This window comes from Pseudonocardia aurantiaca (genome assembly GCF_039526725.1).
GTDB lineage: Bacteria > Actinomycetota > Actinomycetes > Mycobacteriales > Pseudonocardiaceae > Pseudonocardia > Pseudonocardia aurantiaca.
Map to the genome: position 1 here is coordinate 63,909 of NZ_BAAAJG010000023.1, position 19,509 is coordinate 83,417.

Genomic DNA, 19,509 nt, shown 5'->3' on the forward strand with positions numbered 1-19,509 from the left:
TTGTGCCAGATCCGTGCCAGATCAGTCGGCGGCGGCCTCCTCGCCGGCCGCTCGTGCCTCCTCGATCATCAGGTTGAGCGCCTCGGCGATCCGCTGGTCTCGTTCGCTCGTGGCGTGCTGGTAGATCAGCGCGGCGCGGGCTGAACCGTGACCGATCCTCGACATGACCTCCTTCAGGGTCGCACCGGTCTGGGCAGCGAGTGTGCCGCCCGTGTGGCGCAGGTCGTGGAGATGCAGGGTGGGGTTGGCCCCGGACTTTGCCAGTGCTCGCTTCCAGATCCGGTTGAAGGAGCTGCGCCGTGGGGTTGCTCGCTGCGGGCCGATGAGGAGCCGACCGTTCGGCTCGGCCTCGGCGTAGCGCTCCAGGTGTTCCCGTATCTCGGGCAGGATCGCCGCTGGCAGCGCCACTGTTCTGTTTCCGGCGCTCGACTTCGGCCCCTTCAGCCTCTGCTTACCGCTGTTGAGTTCGGCGAGGGCGCGGGTGACGCGCAGGGGTGGGGATACCGCGGTCTGGCGGTCTGTCGCTGTCATCGCTCGGCTGCGGCGGCGGCACCGTCAGATCCGACTTGCGGAGGGCCACCAGCTCGCCGAACCGCAGCTGGCCGAACGCTGCGAGAAGCACGAGCAGCCGGTACCGCCGGTCGATGCTCGCCGCGATCGCGAACAGGCCGTTTCGTGTCCGCCGTAGTAAGAACCCGTAGTAGCGGGCTGCTCAGGCGCCGCCACGTGACGGGCTCGCGGCGCTGGCGAGGGCGTGCTCGATGAGCTGCCGAGCAGGTCCGCAGCGGCGCGGTTGAACCTGTCCGTCACCGAATCCGGGTGCAGCCGGCTGGTCAACCTCTCACTTTGTTAGGAGTTCTTCGTGGTCCTGTTCGTAAGTCCTTCGGGGGTTCTAGTGTCGCTGTCGTGAAAGACACTGAACTCGTCGGAGTGCAGAAGACCCTCAGCCCCGTCCTCAAGGCCAAAGCACTGGACAACCGGCTGCCGGACCCGATCCTTGGCGATGAATACGCCGAGCAGGCGATGCGCCGCCTCGACCCCGACTACGACAATCGCAGATTCGGCACCAGCCAGGTGGGCCTCGCCGCCGTGGTGCGCGCCAAGGCCCACGACGACTGGGCCCGAAGCTTCCTCGCCGATCATCCCGATGCGGTGGTGCTGCACCTGGGCTGCGGCCTCGACGCCCGGGTGTACCGGATCGACCCGTCCGCCACCGTCGACTGGTACGACCTGGACTACCCCTCCGTCATCGAACTGAGGCAACAATTCCTGCCGCCGCGCGAGCATTACGCCCTGATCGACTCCAGCGTCGCCGACCTGACCTGGCTGGAACGTATCCCCCGCGGCCGGCCGGTGCTGATGATCGCCGAGGGACTGGTGCCCTACCTGACCGAGACTGACGTCCGGCGGCTGCTGACCAGCGTCGTCGACGCCTTCCCCACCGGCCAAATACAGTTCGACACGGTGTCGGTCTGGGCGTGGCGCACCTCGAAATGGGACCCTTTGCTGCGCAAATACAACGCCCAGTTCCACTGCGGCTTCAACGACCCGGCCGCGCTGGCCGATTGGCACCCGCGGCTCGAATACGTCGACGAGGCGCCGATGAACGACTCACCGGTGCTGATGGCCAAGGCACCCGCGAACGTACGCCGCATGTACCGCCTCATGAACCTGCTGCCGGGCATGAAACGGTCCACCCGCATCGTGCGGTTCCGGTTCTAACGCGCCGACGGTCAGTACAGGCTGAGGCCGCACGCCCGTCCCGAGGGCCGGTCGGCCGGGCCAGGCGTAGTACGGGCGGTAGTAAGGACAGCGTTGAGTTGCCCGCAAACCGGCGGACGATCTGGGACGTCGCAGCGGCGGCAATGCTGGTCAGGCTACAACTCGCCGGATGGTGCGGCGAGGTTGGGACAGCCAGCGTTCACCTCATAACCTAGCGGCCGACTGACCCTGCCTGCCGCGTGCCAGATCCATGCCAGATTGAGCGGGTACCTCCGGGGACTCGGGGGAGTCCCGGTCGACGCTGCGCGCCACACCGCGCCGTGGACGCTCGCAGGTCAGCGAGTCGTCCATGCCCCTGACTTCCGAACTGGCTACGCGGGTTCGATTCCCGTCGCCCGCTCCACCCCGCTGACCAGCGGAAACGACCGCCGCTCCCGATCTTGGGAGGGTGGCCGTTTGGCTTTCGTGCAATCGGCTTGCAACTAGCCATCGTCTCTGGCACCTGCGATCGGCTCGACGAGGTGGCTCAACCGGTCCGCGATCTGCCGGTCCCGCTCGCTCGTCGCGCGCGCCCGCGCCGCCTGCCGGACGGTGGCGCCTGAGCCCACGAGAGACGCAAAATGGAAGGAGACCTGCTCCCCTCCACTTGAACATATACCGCACCCCTGGCCTTGCGGCAAGACCCCATTCGTACCGCACAATCTCGGCCGAACGCCGGAAACTAGGAAAACGGGGAGTGCTTTAGTGCGAGTTTTGTTGTCGACGTGGGGGTCTCGAGGGGACGTCGAGCCGTTGCTGGGGCTGGCGCTTGCGCTGCGCGCGCAGGGCGTCGACGTGCGGATGTGCGCGCCGCCGGACTTCGCGGAGCGGGTGGGCGAGGTCGGCGTGCCGTTCGTGACGATGGGTTTCGCGGTGCGGGAGCTGGTGGCCTCGAAGCCATCACCCGTGGAGGTGGCAGCCGCGTTGGTCGCCCAGCACTTCGAGGTGGTCGGGAAGGCGGCCGAGGACTGCGACGCGGTGGTGGCGACCGGCCTGATGCCCGCGGGCGTGCGGTCGGTGGCCGAGCACCTCGGCATCCGATACGTGCTCGCCGGCTTCCACTCGGTCGGGATGCCGTCGCTGCACCGCCGGCCGGGGCCACGGCCGGGGAAGCCGTTCCCGCCGGGCGAGACCGACCTCCGGGTGCTGTGGAAGATCGATGCCGAGCGGGTCGACGCGCTGTACCGCGAGCCGCTCAACGCGCACCGGGCCGCGCTCGGTATGCCGCCGGTGGACAACGTCCGAGACCACGTCTTCACCTCGCAGCCATGGCTCGCGGCGGACCCGGTGCTCTGGCCGTTCCAGGACGCGTTGGGGCTCGACCCCGTGCAGACCGGCGCGTGGATCATGCCGGACGACCGGCCACTGCCCGCGGACCTCGTGGAGTTCCTCGGGGCGGGCGAACCTCCGGTGTACGTGGGTTTCGGCAGCATGCAGATGGCCAATGCACCCGACGCGGCCGCGGTGGCTGTCGAGTCGATCCGCGCGCAAGGTCGCCGCGCGCTGGTCTCCCGAGGCTGGGCGGACCTGGCGTTGATCGACGAGAAGGACGACTGCTTCGCCGTCGGCGAGGCGAACCACCACGAGCTGTTCCGGCGCGTGGCAGCGGTCGTGCACCACGGCGGCGCCGGTACGACGACGACGGCTGCGCTGGCGGGCGCACCGCAGGTGATCGTGCCGCAGATCGTGGATCAGCCGTACTGGGCGCAGCGCGTGGCCGAGCTGGGCATTGGCGCGGGTCACGACGGTCCGACGCCGACCGTCGAATCCCTGTCCACCGCGCTCGAAACCGCTCTCCGCGACGACACAAATGCGCGGGCCAAAGAAGTGAGCACCACCATCCTCACCGACGGTGCGTCGGTGGCGGCGAGGAAGCTCATCAACCTGATCGACCAGATGCCGGAATGACCTAGCCTCCAGTCCTGCCGCCGCGCCAACTCGTCGAACGTTGGCGCGGTGGCTGGGGCCGCTGTTCGCGTGTGGCCTCCCCTGCAGTTCCAGGCTGAGAGCAGGTTTCGTTAATGGCATGTCGGATCAGTGAGCTCGTGCTCGGTTGCCGCGACCCTGAGGTGCTCGCGCTGTTCTGGTGCGAGGTCTTGGACTTCGTCGTGCTCGATCGCGAGGACGACGGCTCGGTGGAGATCGGGCCGCGCGAAGGGTTCGGCGGTCCGCAGCCGACGATCATCCTCAGTCGCAGGGATGAGCCGGAGAAAGGGAAATCCCGGCTGCACATCGACGTCAACGCCACCGACCGCGATCAGGACGCCGAGCTCGAACGCATTCTGAGGCTCGGTGCTCGCCCGGCCGACATCGGTCAGACAGGGCAGGAGCCGTGGCATGTCCTGGCCGACCCCGAAGGCAATGAGTTCTGCCTGCTCAAGGCCCGCCTCGACCCGCTTTGATGCCCATCGGTCACGCCTCGACATCAGTTACCTTAGAACAAGAACGAGTCCTCGCCGTACCGGCATTGTCTCCAGGATGCCGGGGACGCGAGCACGGGTGGGCCATGGTCGGTGACGGACATGGAGTAAACGTGCCGCCTCCCGTGTTGTAACACTTATTACGAGGATTACAACGGGGTGGACTGCGGTCCATCGCAGGGAGGGACGAGAGCCGAGCTGCGCGAACTGGAGGGGGAGCCGTGGGTGAGGTTCGACCGCGACAGCGCGCTCGACGGCGTGCTGCGGGCCGTGCTGCGGGACAACGATCTGACCCCGACCACGGTCGCCCGCGTGTCCCAGACGGCGACGGCCGTGCGCTGGGCCGCCCACGGGCTGGGGGTGACGCTCGTCCCGGCCTCCGCGGTGCCACACGGTCACGAGCACCTCGTTCGCCCGGTCCCGGTCGTGTCCCAGCCCGTCATCGCCGTGGTCCGGCCCGGCGCGGGCCCGGCGGAGACGGCCCTGCTCGAACTCCCGCGTCAGGAGACCTGGTCCGAGTCCGCTTCCTTCTCGCCGGTGTCCTGACGGCCGAGAAGGAAGCGGGCGCCGCTGAGTTCTTTTTGTCGAAACTGGCGTTCCGGGAGTCACGGTGTTGACCCGGCGCTGCTTCAACCGGCTCAAAGCTTCCGCGGCATCGCCACCAGATACGACAAGATCAGAGCTGGGTGGCACCTCCGTCCACGGCGAACTCGGCGCCGGTCGTGTAAGTGGCATCGAAGGCGAGGAATGCGGCCGCCCTGGCGATCTCGACGCTGCATGGGATTTTCCGCGACCCGCTGCGCCTTGAACTGCTCGGCAGCCTCTTCGGTCATTGTCTTCTCCAGAGTTCCCGTGTCGATGGGACCGGGGCTGACCGCGTTGACACGAATTCCGCACGGAAGCAGCTCGCGGGAGAGGCTGCGGGCCATCGAGCGCAGCGCCGCTTTGCCGGCCGCATAGACGCTGGCCTCCAGCATGCCGATGACGTTCGCGATCGAGGTGGTGAGGACGACGCCGGCGCCCGTGCTCAGCAGCGGGGCGAGCTTCTGCACGGTGAAGTAGGCGCCCTTGACGTTGATCGCGAACAGCTCGTCGTACACCTCCTCGGTCGTCGACTCGAAGGGCATGGTGCGTGCGATGCCGGCGTTGACGAACAGGGCCTCGAGCGTGCCGAGTTCGCCCTTCACGCGGTCAGCCAGAACATCCAGGTCGGACAGTGGGCCACATTGCCTCGGACGGCCACCGCGTTCTTGCCGAGCCGCTCCCGCGCGGCGTCGAGCGTGGCCTGAGAACGACCGGTGATCACCACGCGCGCGCGCCGTCCACCAGCAGCTTCGCCATCGCGAACCCTATGCCGCTGCCGCCGCCCGTGATCACTACATTCTTGTCGCTGTACTTACCCATGCCAGGATTCTCTCGTTCTTTCTCGCAAAACTCGGTGATGTGCCCGGTTCTCGCTTCGATGCAAGTCGCTGAGTTCTTTTTATCGAAACTGGCGTTCCGGAATGCCTCCGGCGTCAACCCCTGGGGAATTCGCCGCCGTCCACGAAGAGATTGCTCCCGGTCAGCCAGCTCGCCCGGTCGGACACGAGGAACAGCACCGCGTGGGCGATGTCGTCGGGCTGACCATCGCGCCCCAGCGGCACGGTGGTGTTGTCCTGGCCCGGCCCCGCGTCCAGGCGCGCCCACTGCTCCCGCGTTGCTTCGCCGCCGGGGGTGGCGGTTCTGCCAGGAGACACTGTGTTGACCCGGATTCCGAACGGGGCCAGCTCCGAGGCCAGTCCCCGGCTGTAGGACTCCAGCGCCGCCTTCGCCGTCACGTAGTGCAGGAACGGTGGTGCCACGGTGGGGACCGCGGCCGAGGAGGCGTGGACGATCACTCCCGAACGCCGTTCCCGCATCCCCGGTGCCAGCAGCGAGTCGAGCCGCACCGACGCCAGGAAGTTCAGGTCCAGCGCGTCCAGCCACTCCTCCTCGGGGATGGCCAAAGCGCCCTTGTACGGTCGCGCCCCACCCACGTTGTGGACCAGGACGTCCACCCCGCCGAGCACCTCCTGCGCGGCCGCGGCGAGCGCCTCCGCTCCAGCCCGTGTCCGCACGTCGGCCTCCACGAAGGTGGCCCCCTCCGGCACCGTGCTCGTCGCCGACCTGGCGATCGTGAGCACCTCGGCACCCGCGTCCAGGAGTTGGTGCACGACGGCCGCTCCGATTCCGCGAGAACCACCCGTGACCAGGGCTCGCTTTCCCGAGAGTTCTTGCGTTCCCGATCCGTTTCCGATCGTGGTCATGCCACCGGTCCTCTCGATCGCGTGTTCGTCCGCTCGACGGAAGAAGGATCGACGTGCGCAGAGCGCGAATCTTCGGGGAAGTCGCGGCGAGCACCTCGTCGAGCTGTTTCACGGTACGTCCGGAAAAGAACGAGAGGCAAAGACGAAATGTCAGCAGGTGCTATAGGAAATTCCTATGCACCCCGGTGGCCACCATCAACACCAAGCACCAGCGGGTGCGCGTGCCCTGGTCACCGCGGGCCTGCTCCCCAGGGCGTCCGGCGCGCGAGATCAGACCGTCGCGCCCGCGATGCTCACCGGCGCTCGGCCTGGAGCCACCGAGTATCGGCCTCAGGCCTTGCCGAGGGGCGTCACGACAGCAGGACGATCTTGCCGCGGGTGCGCCGCCGCATGAGCTCCCGGAACGCGGCGCGGACCTCCGTCAGCGGGTAGGTCCCCGCGACGGGGACGTCGAGCTCGCCAGCCGCGACGAGCTTGGCGAGCTCGCCCAGGACCTCCGCGCTCGCGGACTCGGTCGTTCCCTCGGCCTTGACGCCGGTCCGTACCGCAGCGGAGAAGTCGATGATGGTGTTGATGCGGTCCGGCGCGACGCCGAGCCCGAGCGCGAGGTCGACGTAGCCATCGCCGAAGGTGTCGATGAACGCGTCCACGCCGCCAGGCGCGGCAGCCCGGATGCGGTCAGCCACCCCGTCGCCGTAAGCCACCCCGACGACGCCGTGGTCGGCCAGCCATGGATGGTTGTAATCGCTCGCCAGGCCGATCACAGTCGCCCCGGCCCGCCGAGCGAGCTGCACGGCCAGCGACCCGACGCCACCCGCCGCGCCGGCGACGACGACCGTGTCGCCCGCACCGGCGCCGACCGCACGCACGGCGGAGTAGGCGGTCGTCCCAGCGACGAACAGCGCCCCGCCCACCTCCCACGGCACGTCCGGGTCGCGTCTCACCAGGTGCTCGGCGGGCACCACGACCAGCTCCGCGTGGCTTCCGCGGGTGTCGACCCAGCCGATCACCTCGTCGCCAACGGACCAGGTCGACACGTCCGGGCCGACCTCCTCCACCTGCCCGGCGAGGTCGCTGCCCTGGCCGGAGGGGAAGCTCGCCGGCCACCGGTCGTGGAGCGCTCCGGCGCGGATCGCGTTCTCGCCGGGGTTGATCCCGGCCGCCCGGACACGGACCAGGACCTCGCCGCGCCCCGGTTCCGGTCGTGCCACGTCCCGGACCTGGAGCACGTTGATCTCGCCGTACTCGTCGAACTGCACTGCACGTGGCATGTCGCCGCTCCTTCGTCGTGATGTTCTACGTCATCCATGCAACGTGCTCCGAGTGCGGTTCTCCATGCTGGATCAGCGCGAAGAGATGTGCGAACGTCTCATCCCGTGGACGTGCTCACGGACATGCTCCAGCGTTCCCGCGCGCACGGGGCCGCGTTCTCGCACTCGACGGCGCACGGCGAGTGGGGCGTGCGGTTCCCGCCGGCCGCCCAGCTCGCCATCCACGGGATCCTCGGCGGCGAGGCCTTCGCCTGGACCGACCGGCCCGACGACGCACGGCGTGTGCTGTCCGGCGATGTCGTGCTGGTGCGGGGCCCGTCGCAGCACCACATGGGTCACGCGCCGGCCGCCGGCACCGTCCCGTTTCTCGGCCACCCGGCGGCCGGACCACCGTCCGGCGGCGCGCTCCGGATGGCGTTCGGGTCGGGCGCCGGCGATCCGACGACGTTCTTCTGCGGTGCATACCGGTTCGAGGGCGACCTCTGCGCCGGCCTGCTCGCCGGGCTGCCGGGCCTGACCGTCGTGCGCCCGCGCGCCGGGTCGCGCCTGCGCGCGACGCTCGACATCTTCGCGGGCGAGCTCCTGCAGGAGGCGCCCGGGCAGCAGGCGCTGCTGGACAGCCTGCTGGACGTGATCCTGGTCCAGGCGCTGCGGGAGCAGCTCGCGGCCGACCTGGACGCCGCGCCCGCCTGGTTCCGCGCGATGGCCGATCCCGCGGTCGGAGCGACGCTGCGCGCCATCCACGCCGACCCGCAGCGGGACTGGACGGTTGCCGGCCTGGCCGCCGAGGCGTCGCTGTCCCGGGCGACCTTCGCGCGGCGCTTCACCCGGCTCCTCGGGCTCGCCCCGCTGGCATATGTGACGGACTGGCGGATGGCGCTGGCCCGCGAGCAGCTGCGCGCCGGCGACGCCGGCCTGGCCGCCATCGCCCGCTCACTTGGCTACGCGTCGGAGTTCTCCTTCGCGGCCGCCTTCAAGCGCCACCACGGCACCGCCCCGGGCCGCTGGCGCGCCGCCGCCCAGGACTCCACACCCCCACCGTGCACTTCACACCCCGCCGACGGTGTGTGATTGCGGGTTGCGACATCGCTCGCCGTCGCCTGCGGTGAGGGTCCGCTGCGGTCATTCACGACGAGATTGGTCCCGGTGGAGGTCAGCGGGCGGCGAGCGTCATACTCGGCGAGCCCTTCCAGCTTTCTCTCGCACCTCGCGCAGTTCGCTGTGGAGGTACTCTTTCGCGAAATCATCGATCATGGGAAACGAGCCTGCCACCCGGCACCATTGGATCGACCCAGGCTGCGGCGGGCCTTCTTCGAATGCTGCGGTCACCAGGGTGGCATCGACGTCAATGCTGTCATCAGGAGCGTCGATGCCGGCCAAACCTCCATTCCCGAGCCCGTGCTGCCGGGCGATGGTTGATGGCGCGTAGGGCGGCCGGGGCACACCATCGGGGGGTGAAGGTCCCGTCAGCCTCCCTGCGCGCCGCAGCCCAGGCCACCGGGGCTGGCCCCCAGCGCTGGGTACGGCTAGCGGGGTCGCGCCGCGTCGCGGTCTCATGAAAAGTCGCCTTGACCCTCAAAGAGGTGTAGCTACGGTATGAGGCGCGTCCGACCGCGCGTGGAGGTGTCGGATGGCGGCAGGCGGCGTGCAGCAGGGAGGAGATCCCCCGGTTCGGGCCGAACTACTGCACGAGAGCGAACGCACGCGTGCGACTCGGCTGTTCTTGCCTGGGCGCACGGTGATCCGCAAGGAGCCGCTGGGACCGGAAGCGCAGCAGCGGCTGCGGCATGAGCTGGCGATCCTTGAGCGGCTGCGCGGTGTCGTGGGGGTCGCGCAGTTGCTGGATGCGCCGCGCTCCCCGGGGTCACTCGTGCTGGCGGACGTTGGTGGAACCAGCCTGGCCGGCGTGGTCAAGCCGCTGGCCGTTGACGACCTGATCGGGCTGGCGGTGGAGTTGGCCCGGGCGGTGGCGGGGACGCACCACCGGGGGGTGATGCACCGGGACCTCGGTCCGGCCAACATCGTGATCTCCCGCGACGGGGCCCCGTGCCTGGTGGACTTCGCGTCGGCGACGTCATTCGCCGAGATCCGTCCCGAGTTCACCCACAACACCGAGATCGTCGGGACGATGGCGTACCTGGCGCCGGAGCAGACCGGGCGGACCGCCCGGTCGGTGGACCAGCGCGCCGACCTGTACGCGTTGGGCGCGACGCTGTACGAGTTGGCCACGGGCGGGCCACCGTTCGGGTCCGGCGACCCGCTGCGCCTCACCCATGATCATTTGGCTCGGGTGCCGGTGCCGCCGGCGCAGGTGAACCCGGCCGTACCCGCGCCGCTGTCGGCGATCATCATGCATCTACTCGAGAAGGAACCGGACAACCGCTACCAGACGGCCGACGGCGTGGTCCACGACCTGGAGCGGGTGCGGGGCGTCGACGCGCTCGCGGCGGCTGCGCTGCGGGTCGGCGAGCACGACTTTTTGCTGCGGTTGCTGCCGCCGTCGCGGCTTGTGGGACGCGATGTGCAGGTCGAGGTGCTGCAGACAGCGTTCGAGGACGCGATGTCGGGCCGGTGTCGCGGGGTGCTGGTCGGCGGGGCGCCGGGGGTGGGGAAGACGGCGTTGGTCGATGCGCTGCGGCCGGTGGTGACCGGCCGAGACGGCTGGTTCGTGGCGGGCAAGTTCGACCAGTACCGGCGCGATCTGGAGTTCGACGCGGTCTATCAGGCGCTCCGCGCGCTGGGCCGGCTGCTTTTGGCCGAGCCGGAAGACGAGCTGACCGAGGTCCGCGAGCGGATCGTGGAGGCGGTCGGCGCGAACGCAGGTCTGCTGACCGCGACGGTGCCGGAGTTCGCGGCGCTGCTGGCGGTGCCGCCCGATCCGGGGGATCCGCTGACCGCGCAGGTGCGGGCACAGCGCAACGCTGTGCAGGTGTTACGGGCGGTCGCCTCGCGGAAGCGCCCGGTCGTGGTGTTCCTCGATGACCTGCAGTGGGCCGGCCGGGTCCCCCTCGGCGTCGTCGACCTGCTGCTGAGCGAGGAGCCGGTCGAGGGCCTGTTGCTGGTGGGCGCGTATCGGGAAGGCGACGTGGATGCGGCGCATCCGCTCGCGGCGCCGCTGTCCCGCTGGCGTGATCAGGCCGGAGTGCAGCACCTGCGGCTGGACAACCTGCCCGTCCCGAGCCTCGTCACCATGGTCGCCGAGATGCTGCATGCGGACCCGGCCACCGCGGCGGGCTTGGTCGAGGTGATCGAACCGCACACGTCCGGCAATCCGTACGAGACCGTGGAGTTGCTCAACCTGCTGCGCCGCGACGGCGTGCTGGCCGCCACGGCGGCCGGGTGGCGGTGGGACGCGGCGGCCGTGCGCGCTCGCCTGGGCCGGTCCGAGGTTGCCGGGCTACCGGCGGCTCGTGTTGAGGCGATGCGGCCGACGTCCCGGCAGGCGGTGGAGGCGATGGCGTGTCTGGGCGGGCGAGCCGAGCTGAGTGTTCTGCAGACCGCGACCGCGGTACCGGCGGGCGTGGTGGAACAGCGGCTGGCGCCCGCCCTCAACGATGGCCTCCTGGTGGTGGAGCCCGGGGCGCATCAGGCGGTGCGGTTTCGCCACGACCGGATCCGCGAGGGGATCCTGCGCGGGCTGGACCTGCAGCAGCGACGCACCCTGCAGCTGGCCATGGCGCGGCGGCTTGCGGCGGTTCCGGGATTGTTCGCGGTCGCGGCGGAGCAGTACCTGCTGGTGGTCGACGCGGTCGACGATGTCGCGGAGCGACGTCGTGTGGTGGGGCTGCTGCGGCGCGCCGCCGACCAGGCCGCGTTGATCGGGGACTACTCGCTGGTGAACGCGCTGCTGGCCGCCGCGCTGCGGCTGATCGACCCGGGCGAGACCGCCCCGCTCGTCGAGGTGCACACCGGCCGCCACGCCGCCCTGTACAGCCTGGGGCGCCTGGAGGAGGCGGACGAGGAGTACCGCACGATCGAGCGGCTGTCGACCACTGCGTTGGATCGCGCGGATGCGACGGTGGTGCAGGCGCGCAGCCTGACCCACCGCAGCCGTCTGACGGAGGCGATCGGGCTGGGCATCGAATCGCTGCGCGAGCTCGGCATCACCGTCCCGGCCGCGGACCGGCTCCCCGCGGAGCTCGACCCCCAGTTCGACCGGTGGCTGGACCACACCGACGGCGCCGACGAGTTGGCTCGGCCGGACATCACCGAGCCCAGGATGCTCGCGGGGACCCGTCTGATCAACGCGGTCCTGCCGGCGGCCTACTTCCTCGCCGACCACGCCATGGTCGCCTGGCTGAGCCTGGAAGCGCTGCGGATCTGGCTCGAGCACGGCCCGGGCCGTACCCTGCTCGGCCCGGCGAGCCACACCGGCTTCGCCGCTGTGGCGCTGCGCGAGGACTACGCCGCCGGGTACCGGGCGATGCGGCGGGTCGTGGCGCTGGGCGAAGCCCGCGGCTACGAGCCCGACACCTCGCAGGCGCGCTTCCTGTGCGCCCTCCTCGCCTGCTGGTTCGAGCCGATCGAAAACGGTGTCCAAGCAGCTCAGCGGGCCAGGGAAGGGCTGATGGCGGGTGGCGACCTGGCCAACGCCGGCTACACCTACTGCCAGACCGTGTATTACCTGCTGGACTGCGCGCCATCGCTGGACGCCTGCGTCGCCGAGTTGGAGGCGGGGTTGGCCTTCGTGCGCAGTACCGGCGGCGAGCAGACCGGCCAGTGGCTCGACAGCTACCGGTGGTTGGCTGGTGTGCTGCGCGGCGAAGGCTCGGCCGTAGCCGGTGAGGCGGTCCCCACCGACAGGTACGCGGGCAACCCGGTGGCGCTTCTCTTCGCGCATATCAACCATGCGGTCGCAGCCGCCATCGTGGGTGATCCGGTCGGCCTGGCGCGGCACACCGCGGCGACGATGCCGCTGCGGCCGCCTGACCAAGGCTACTGTTACTACCCGACCGCCGTGGCGCATCTGCTGCGTGGGCTGGCCCTCGCCGGACAGGCCCGCGCCAGCCACGGTGACGAGCGCGGCGGCCTGCTGTCCGAACTGGGTGATATGACGCGGTGGCTGGCCGCCCGCGCCGCAGACGCGCCGGACAACTTCCTGCACCTGCTGCGGTTGCTCGAGGCCGAGCGGGCCTGGGCCACCGGCGACTTCCGCGCCGCCGTCCTCGCCTTCGACGCCGCCCAGCGCGAGGCCGCCCAGCGCCAGCGCCCGTGGCATCGGGCCCTGATCACCGAACGCGCCGCCCGATTCCACCTCGCCCACGGCCTCGAACACGCCGGCTACGCCCTCCTCGCCCAGGCCCGCCAGGACTACGCCGCCTGGGGCGCGACCGCGAAAGTCGCCCAACTCGACTGGGCCTACCCCACCCTGCGACCACAACCCGATACGACCGTCGGGCACCACAGCGACCAGCCCGGCGAACTTCGCCATCGCCGCTCGACCGTGACGACCGGCACGATCGACCTCCTCGCCATTCTGTCCGCATCGCAGGTGCTCAGCTCCGAAACCAGCATCGACCGGCTGCACGCCCGCGTGGTCGAGGTACTCGGCGCGATGACCGGGGCCACCCGCGTACACCTGCTGCTGTGGAGCGACGACCGGCAAGACTGGCTGCTACCCGCACCAGGCGGCGGCGCCCCGGTCAGCGGCACCGGGCACGTAAGCGCGGTACCGATGTCGGTGCTGCGATACGCCCAACGGATCGGCGAACCGCTGGTCATCGGCGACGCCACCGCCGACGACCGCTTCGCCCGCGACCCGTACCTCGCCGACCTCGACTGCTGCTCGCTGCTGGCCCTACCCATCCTCAACCGGGGCACCCTGCGGGCGGTGCTGCTGCTGGAAAACCGCCTCATCCGCGGCGCGTTCACCACCGAACGGCTCGACGCGGTCCAGCTCATCGCCGGCCAACTCGCCGTCTCCCTCGACAATGCCCAGCTCTACGCCGAACTCACCACGTCGCGCGCACGGATCGTGGCCGCCGCCGACGAGACCCGCCGGCGCATCGAGCGGGACCTGCACGACGGCGCCCAGCAACGACTGGTCACCCTCGCCTTACAGCTGCAAGCTGCGCAGGCGACGGTGCCGCCCGACGCCGCCGACCTGGTGGCCGAGCTGAACTCCCTGGCCGCCGAGGCGACCAGCGCGCTGGACGAGCTGCGCGAGCTGGCCCGCGGCATCCACCCGGCGATCCTCGCCGAGGGCGGACTGCGCCCGGCGCTCAAGACGCTGGCCCGCCGCGGCACGGTCCCGGTGCGCCTGGACGCGCGCGTCGACGGGCGGCTGCCCGAGCCGATCGAGGTGGCCGCCTACTACATGGTCGCCGAGGCGCTGACCAACGTGGCCAAGCACGCGCACGCCTCCGTCGTCCACGTCGAGGTCGACACGGTGGAGGTCGATACGGTGGAGGTCGATACCGCGGCGGGCGACTCGGTCTCGGGCGACGCCGTCCTGCGGGTCTGTGTGCGTGACGACGGGCGCGGCGGGGCCACCTTCGCCGGTGGGTCCGGCCTGGTCGGGCTCAAGGACCGGGTCGAGGCGCTCGGCGGCCGGATCCGCGTCCAGTCCGCACCCGGCGATGGCACCGCAGTGCAGGTCGAGCTCCCGTTGGGCACGGCCCGCCCGGGTTCCGGCTGATCTGAGGCCGGAACCCGCGCGGCCCCGGATGTGCAGCGACGAGGCGGCACGGACGGGCTCCACTGCGCCGTGGCGAACGCGGCCGTTGTAGTGGACCGCTGGAGTAGTTGTTGCGGTTAGTAGAGGACGCTTGGCATGTAAGCCCCCTGGGGTGGGGTATAGAGACCGACGGTCATCAAGGTCATCAACTGCACCACGCGCAGGTCCCGTTCCAGGCACCACTGGAACAACTCGGAGTTGGTGGTGGGTACCAGGATGCCGGGACCGGCGAAGACATCGGCAGCCATGATCAGGGCCTTGAGGTCCTCGTTGTTCTCCCCGACGGCATGGGAGAAGAATGCCAGGTCGGTGGCATAGCCGCTGATTCGTCGGTCGTGCTCCGTCACCAGCGCAGTGCCTTGCGCGATCGCGTCGTTCATCTCACCGGTCCGATCATGCCCGTGGACGCGGCGGCAGACGGTGGCGCACGCGCCGGTGTCCGCGGTCGTTGCCCGCCGGACCCGGTAGCCGGCAATCTCGCCCTTCGGCGGCGTGCCTTGCATGCAGGCCACCAGGTCACGGACCTGGAAGCCAAGGTTGGCGTACAACGAGAGCGAGCGATTGTGGTAGGCCGACTGCAGCAGACGGATCCCCGGGTTGCCGCGGTCGGCAGCGCGCGCGATCACGTCGTGCATCAGGGCTCGGCCGATCCCGTGATCCTGGCTGGCGGGGTCGACCGTGACCGGGCCGACACCGGCGATGGTCGAGCGTTCATCCAGGAAGTTGCTACCAACGACTTTGCCGTTCACCTCGGCGACCACTGAGTAGAAGCCCGGATGGTTGAGCAGCCTCGAGACCAGTTCGACCCCGACTTCGGAGGCGGGGACGTCGGCCGGGAACGTGTGCTCTCTGGCAATTGCGCCAAACGCCTTGAAACAGATGTGTCCGCAGGTTTCGGCGTCTTCGGGTGTACCCGACCTGAGCTTGAGGTCCATGGCGCCCCTCCTCCTGGTTGCGCAACCCTGAGCCCAGTGCCCGGACCGGTGGTCCCACGCCGGCGGTAGAACATGCAGGCCGGCACCCTCCCCGAGCCCGCCCCGCATGCGGGCCCGGGTGCCGCGCCGCCTCCGCTCTCGGTGTCAGGCTCGCAGGAACGCCAGTAGGTCCGCGTTGATCGTCTCCGCTTGGGTGGTTGGCATGCCGTGCGGGAAGCCTTGGTAGGTCTTCAATGTCGCGTTCTGCAGAAGCTTCGCCGATAAGGGCGCGGAGTCCGGGTAGGGAACGATCTGGTCGTCGTCGCCGTGCATCACCACGACCGGCACGGTGATCTTCTTCAAGTCTTCGGTGAAATCGGTTTGCGAGAAGGCGACGATGCCGTCGTAGTGCGCCTTTGCGCCGCCCATCATGCCCTGCCGCCACCAGTTTTGAATGATGGGCTCCGACGGTTCCACCCCCGGTCGATTGAAACCGTAGAACGGCCCCGCCGGCAGGTCGTGATAGAACTGTGCGCGATTGGCTGCGAGTTGCTCCTGAAGCCCGTCGAAGACTTCCTTGGGGAGACCGCCCGGATTCTTCTCGGTTTTGACCATCAGCGGCGGCACGGCGCTGATGATCGCCGCCTTGGCCACTCGATTTTCGCCATGTCGGGCTAGGTAGTGGACCACTTCGCCGCCGCCGGTCGAATGACCCACATGAATGGCGTCGGTCAGATCCAGGTGCGCGGTCAACGCCGCGAGGTCGTCGGCGTAGTGGTCCATGTCGTGGCCGTCGCCGGTCTGGCTGGACCGTCCGTGGCCGCGCCGGTCATGGGCGATGACCCGATAGCCGTGTTGCAGGAAAAACAACATCTGGGTGTCCCAGTCGTCAGCTGAGAGTGGCCAGCCGTGACTGAACACGATCGGCTGCCCGGTGCCCCAGTCCTTGTAGTAGATCTCCGTGCCGTCCGTGGTGGTTATGGTTCCCATGCGATGCCTTCCTCTCGATCTTCTCGCCGCCGGGTTTCCGGCTCCGCTTCACCATCGAGGATGGGCACCCTCACCCCAGCGAATCCGCCGCCGAGGATCACGCCATCCGGGCTGTCGTCCCCACCGCAGTCCCCTCCGATCGACTGACCTGACCGCGATCCGTGTCCCATGCTCGGTGGGCACCGGGGCCACGGTCCTCACCCGCTGGGCATGATTTGTGGAGGCTCTTGGCGGTGTTGGCTGGCGCCGCTGCTGCGGAGGAGCGGGCTTACGATGCCCCGTGTCAGCCGCAGATGCCGGTCTCATCTCAGCCAGCGCCGATGCGCGCAAGCACCTGTTGACTGATGCTCGAGGTCGCTTCCCGAACGGTTCGGGATGATGGGAGGTGCACCACCCGACGGCCAGGGAGCGGATTTCGTGACGGAAGACGAGCTGGTCGTCGAGTTCGCGCTGACCCGACTGGACAACCCGCGCCTCGACCTCGAGGAGATCGCGGCGATGGTCGTCCGCCGGGTCGGTCCGGATCAGGTCCTCGAGTTCGCCGCGCGGAACCTCGCCGTGCGGGGTGAGCTTCGAGGAGGCGCGTTCGAGTCGGCCGTCGAGTACGTGCATCGCACCGTGCTGCTGTTGCGGGACGACACAGGCGATTGAACGCCGCGAGGCGCCCCCGGACCTCGTCGGTCCGGAGGCGCCTCGGCTGTCTCTCGTCCGGGACTACTTGCCGACGGGCTTGCCCGGCGGGACGCTCATGACGAGGAGCTGGCCCTTCTCCACCAGCGCAGGGTCGGGCGACGGGAGGTGGTCCTGCACGTCGATGAGGTACTTGCCCTCACCGAGGAACGGGGCCGGGACGACGCCAGAGGACTCCTCGTCGACGGTGTCGAACGTCGGGCCGCCGGCGACGAACCGGTTCGGGTCGTGCTGGGCGATCCGCCCCAGGGCCCCGCTGGCCGGGTCGAACTGGTAGACCCCGCCGAGGTAGGGGTTGTTGCCCACGTCCTCCTGGATGAACACCTGGCCACGGTCGGTGACCGTGATGTTGTCCATCATGTGCGGGCCGGAGGCGGGGTCGGTCGGACCCTCGAGCACCTTCTCGATGGTGCCGCCGAGCTCCGGGTTGGCCGCGTCCTTGAACGCGACCCGCCAGAGCCGGCTGTGCTCGTTGAAGGCCGCAGTCGTGGCGAAGTAGTAGACGTTGTGGTTCTTCGGGTCCCAGGCGCCGTCCTCGGGACGGTCGAACGTCGTGCCGGTGGCCGCGAGGGTGAACGGCTGCGGGCCGGCCGGGACGGCGGCGGCGCCGTCCTCGACGGGGAGCGACGGGACGAAGATGCTCTTCGTCGTGCCGTTCGTCAGGCCGGCCTTCTCGATCTCGTTGCCGGTCTTCTGCTTCGTGCCGGAGTACACGTAGACGTTCTGCGTGCCGCCGTCGCTCTGGCCGACGACGGTCGTCTTGTCGCCGGTTCCCGGGTTGGCGGCCAGGTTCTCCCAGCCGGCCTTCCCGAGCGCGGGAAGCTCGTACGTCGTGCCGTTCTCCACCACGTTGGCGAACGCGCGACCGGTCGGGGCGCTCTCCTCACCGTCCATGAAGATGCGGCCGTCGTAGCCCGCGCCGGTGGCGGCGTTGAAGAAGGCCGACTTCGCAGGGAGATCGGCCGAGCAGAGGCGGTTGAGGTTCTTCGAGCCGGTGGTGACCAGGGTCTTGATCTGGTCCTCGCCGGAGACGACCCGCAAGGAATCCTTCTCGATCACATACCTGGAGACGAACGCGCCGGTGGCGCCGTGCGCCCGGGTGACGCCCGCGGTGGCCGGGAGCTCGTGGTTCATCAGCACGGTGAAGGTGCCGTTGCCGTTGTCGAAGGCGCCGAGCCCGTCGGGGATACCCGCCATCCGGTATCCGTTCACGGCGTCGCCCGCGGTGAGGACGGGGGTGAAATTGACGCCGGGAACCTGCGGCACCAGGTAGGCGGGGTCGCTGCTGACGGTTCCGGGGCGCGCGGCAGGCACTGCCGACCAGGCGGCGGATGCGGACACGAGCATCGCCGCGGCGCAGGTAGCGACGATGACCGCTTTGCGCGGGGATAAAACAGACATCTATCTGGTCATCCGTTCGGAAGGAGCGAGGGAGTAGGTTCGGCCGGAACCTAATCACTCGAACGAGTGATCCAAGTTGACCACGATGCGAACAGACGGTGAAAAGTCGGACAAAAGGCTTGCGCTGGTAGTGATCTTCCGACAATGCGGACAAGCTGGCCATATCGCGTGGCCGCCTGCCGGTTTCTTCTCGCGAGTTCGGCTAGTTGGGGGCGAGGGCGTCGACGAGGGTCAGGGCGGCGCGGCGTATTCGCGTTTGCCCCAATTCCGGCATAACGGCGCGAACGTGGTCGGCGGAAAGTGCGGCGAGCAGGGTGTGTGCGTCGGCTTCCGGGTCGCCGCGGCCGACCGGCATCAGGCAGATGTGGCGGTTGCCAGAAGCGGTACGCGCCGACGCGGTAGCGCGCACCGGGCGATCCGGTCTCGGACATCCGCACCAGGTCCGCCTTGTCGTTGACGACCTCGTCTCGTTCGATCCGTTCATCGCGCGTGGCATCCGGGTCTACGGCGTGGCTGAGCAGCCGTTCGAGCGCGTCGGCTTCGTTGGTCCCGGCGTCTACATCCGGGTCACGCCGACGGTGTCGTGGAGCTGGAACATGGCGGGCGAGCCGGCCGGTGACACGTGGTACGAGTCGCGACGCGCACTCCATGGCCACGGAGATCGCGACTCGTCGAACGGCCTCTGACCTGCGGTGAATGACATTCGCTCGAACAGTTGTTCGAGTAGAATCGAGGTCGTGTCCACCGATCGGGTTGCTGCCGCGCATCGCCTCCTCGTTGAGGCGGTCGACGCGCTGGTCGCGGCCGCTTGGCCGGGCGCGGGGGATGACGAGCTGCTGTCGGTGCTTTCCCTCTCCGAAGGCGTGGCCCGGCGGTTGGACCGGGTGGTCGTGGGTGCGGTGGCCGATCTGGAGCGGCGGGGCACGTTCGCCGAGCGCGGTTACAAGTCGGCGGCGGGGGCGTTGGGGGATCTGCTGGGGTGGGAGCGGTTCGAGGCCCGGCGGCGGGTCGTTGCCGCCGATCAAGTGTGCGCCAGGACCGGTTTGGACGGTGCGGCTTTGCCGGCGCCGCTGCCGGCGACGGCGGCGGAGTTCGCGG

The 19,509-nt window shown here is 69.4% G+C and carries 18 protein-coding genes; 9 read left to right on the forward strand and 9 right to left on the reverse strand.

What is annotated here, in order from left to right; all coding sequences use genetic code 11:
• Positions 1 to 21 precede the first annotated feature (21 nt).
• Positions 22 to 531, reverse strand: coding sequence for a tyrosine-type recombinase/integrase (locus ABD143_RS28430; RefSeq protein WP_343984512.1), 510 nt, complete (start codon positions 529 to 531; stop codon positions 22 to 24).
• A 399-nt stretch (positions 532 to 930) separates the two neighbouring features.
• Between ABD143_RS28430 and ABD143_RS28435 the strand changes: the two genes are divergently transcribed.
• The 4 genes from ABD143_RS28435 (at position 931) to ABD143_RS28450 (ending at position 4,727) form a co-directional block, all read left to right on the forward strand.
• Positions 931 to 1,722 carry a class I SAM-dependent methyltransferase gene (locus tag ABD143_RS28435; protein WP_343984513.1) on the forward strand — a complete coding sequence of 264 codons (792 nt, stop codon included), beginning with the start codon at positions 931 to 933 and terminating at the stop codon, positions 1,720 to 1,722.
• 744 nt (positions 1,723 to 2,466) lie between these two features.
• Positions 2,467 to 3,669 (forward strand): glycosyltransferase, encoded by a 1,203-nt coding sequence (locus ABD143_RS28440; RefSeq protein WP_343984514.1) that lies wholly within the window; start codon positions 2,467 to 2,469, stop codon positions 3,667 to 3,669.
• A 113-nt stretch (positions 3,670 to 3,782) separates the two neighbouring features.
• Positions 3,783 to 4,163, forward strand: coding sequence for a VOC family protein (locus ABD143_RS28445; protein ID WP_343984515.1), 381 nt, complete (start codon positions 3,783 to 3,785; stop codon positions 4,161 to 4,163).
• Positions 4,164 to 4,340: 177 nt separating this feature from the next.
• On the forward strand, positions 4,341 to 4,727 hold the full coding sequence (locus ABD143_RS28450) for a LysR family transcriptional regulator substrate-binding protein (RefSeq protein WP_343984516.1): 387 nt from the start codon (positions 4,341 to 4,343) through the stop codon (positions 4,725 to 4,727).
• Positions 4,728 to 4,819: 92 nt separating this feature from the next.
• On the opposite strand, the gene ABD143_RS28455 is transcribed toward ABD143_RS28450, so the two are convergent.
• The 4 genes from ABD143_RS28455 to ABD143_RS28470 form a co-directional block, all read right to left on the reverse strand.
• Positions 4,820 to 5,368 carry an SDR family oxidoreductase gene (locus ABD143_RS28455; RefSeq protein WP_343984517.1) on the reverse strand — a complete coding sequence of 183 codons (549 nt, stop codon included), beginning with the start codon at positions 5,366 to 5,368 and terminating at the stop codon, positions 4,820 to 4,822.
• Positions 5,365 to 5,490: a hypothetical protein gene (locus ABD143_RS28460; protein ID WP_343984518.1), complete on the reverse strand. Its 126-nt coding sequence runs from the start codon at positions 5,488 to 5,490 to the stop codon at positions 5,365 to 5,367. The genes ABD143_RS28455 and ABD143_RS28460 overlap by 4 nt, the downstream gene beginning before the upstream one ends.
• A gap of 208 nt (positions 5,491 to 5,698) precedes the next feature.
• The gene (locus ABD143_RS28465; protein WP_343984519.1) at positions 5,699 to 6,469 is read right to left on the reverse strand and encodes an oxidoreductase; all 771 of its coding nucleotides are present in this window, start codon (positions 6,467 to 6,469) and stop codon (positions 5,699 to 5,701) included.
• Positions 6,470 to 6,819: 350 nt separating this feature from the next.
• Positions 6,820 to 7,740 carry an NADP-dependent oxidoreductase gene (locus ABD143_RS28470; protein ID WP_343984520.1) on the reverse strand — a complete coding sequence of 307 codons (921 nt, stop codon included), beginning with the start codon at positions 7,738 to 7,740 and terminating at the stop codon, positions 6,820 to 6,822.
• Between the two features lie 105 nt (positions 7,741 to 7,845).
• On the opposite strand from ABD143_RS28470, the gene ABD143_RS28475 reads away from it, so the two are divergent.
• On the forward strand, positions 7,846 to 8,811 hold the full coding sequence (locus tag ABD143_RS28475) for an AraC family transcriptional regulator (RefSeq protein WP_343984521.1): 966 nt from the start codon (positions 7,846 to 7,848) through the stop codon (positions 8,809 to 8,811).
• Positions 8,812 to 8,910: 99 nt separating this feature from the next.
• Here the strand turns inward: ABD143_RS28475 and ABD143_RS38365 are convergent, their stop codons facing one another.
• The gene (locus tag ABD143_RS38365; protein ID WP_379660010.1) at positions 8,911 to 9,120 is read right to left on the reverse strand and encodes a hypothetical protein; all 210 of its coding nucleotides are present in this window, start codon (positions 9,118 to 9,120) and stop codon (positions 8,911 to 8,913) included.
• Positions 9,121 to 9,478: 358 nt separating this feature from the next.
• On the opposite strand from ABD143_RS38365, the gene ABD143_RS28485 reads away from it, so the two are divergent.
• On the forward strand, positions 9,479 to 14,377 hold the full coding sequence (locus ABD143_RS28485) for an AAA family ATPase (RefSeq protein WP_343984522.1): 4,899 nt from the start codon (positions 9,479 to 9,481) through the stop codon (positions 14,375 to 14,377).
• A 116-nt stretch (positions 14,378 to 14,493) separates the two neighbouring features.
• Here ABD143_RS28485 and ABD143_RS28490 read toward each other — a convergent pair whose 3' ends face one another.
• Complete coding sequence (locus ABD143_RS28490) at positions 14,494 to 15,351, reverse strand: GNAT family N-acetyltransferase (RefSeq protein WP_343984523.1); 858 nt, start codon at positions 15,349 to 15,351, stop codon at positions 14,494 to 14,496.
• A 144-nt stretch (positions 15,352 to 15,495) separates the two neighbouring features.
• Positions 15,496 to 16,320 (reverse strand): alpha/beta fold hydrolase, encoded by an 825-nt coding sequence (locus tag ABD143_RS28495; protein ID WP_343984524.1) that lies wholly within the window; start codon positions 16,318 to 16,320, stop codon positions 15,496 to 15,498.
• 417 nt (positions 16,321 to 16,737) lie between these two features.
• On the opposite strand from ABD143_RS28495, the gene ABD143_RS28500 reads away from it, so the two are divergent.
• The gene (locus ABD143_RS28500; protein WP_343984525.1) at positions 16,738 to 16,971 is read left to right on the forward strand and encodes a hypothetical protein; all 234 of its coding nucleotides are present in this window, start codon (positions 16,738 to 16,740) and stop codon (positions 16,969 to 16,971) included.
• A gap of 63 nt (positions 16,972 to 17,034) precedes the next feature.
• Here the strand turns inward: ABD143_RS28500 and ABD143_RS28505 are convergent, their stop codons facing one another.
• Entirely contained in the window at positions 17,035 to 18,411 is a 1,377-nt protein-coding gene (locus tag ABD143_RS28505; protein ID WP_343984526.1) for a hypothetical protein, read from the reverse strand.
• Between the two features lie 362 nt (positions 18,412 to 18,773).
• Here ABD143_RS28505 and ABD143_RS28510 point away from each other — a divergent pair, with 362 nt between their 5' ends.
• A complete protein-coding gene (locus ABD143_RS28510) occupies positions 18,774 to 19,097 on the forward strand; it encodes a PNPOx family protein (RefSeq protein WP_343984527.1) in 324 nt (107 codons plus the stop codon).
• Between the two features lie 51 nt (positions 19,098 to 19,148).
• Positions 19,149 to 19,509 (forward strand): DUF222 domain-containing protein (locus tag ABD143_RS28515; RefSeq protein ID WP_343984528.1); only part of this gene is annotated, 361 nt, incomplete at its 3' end.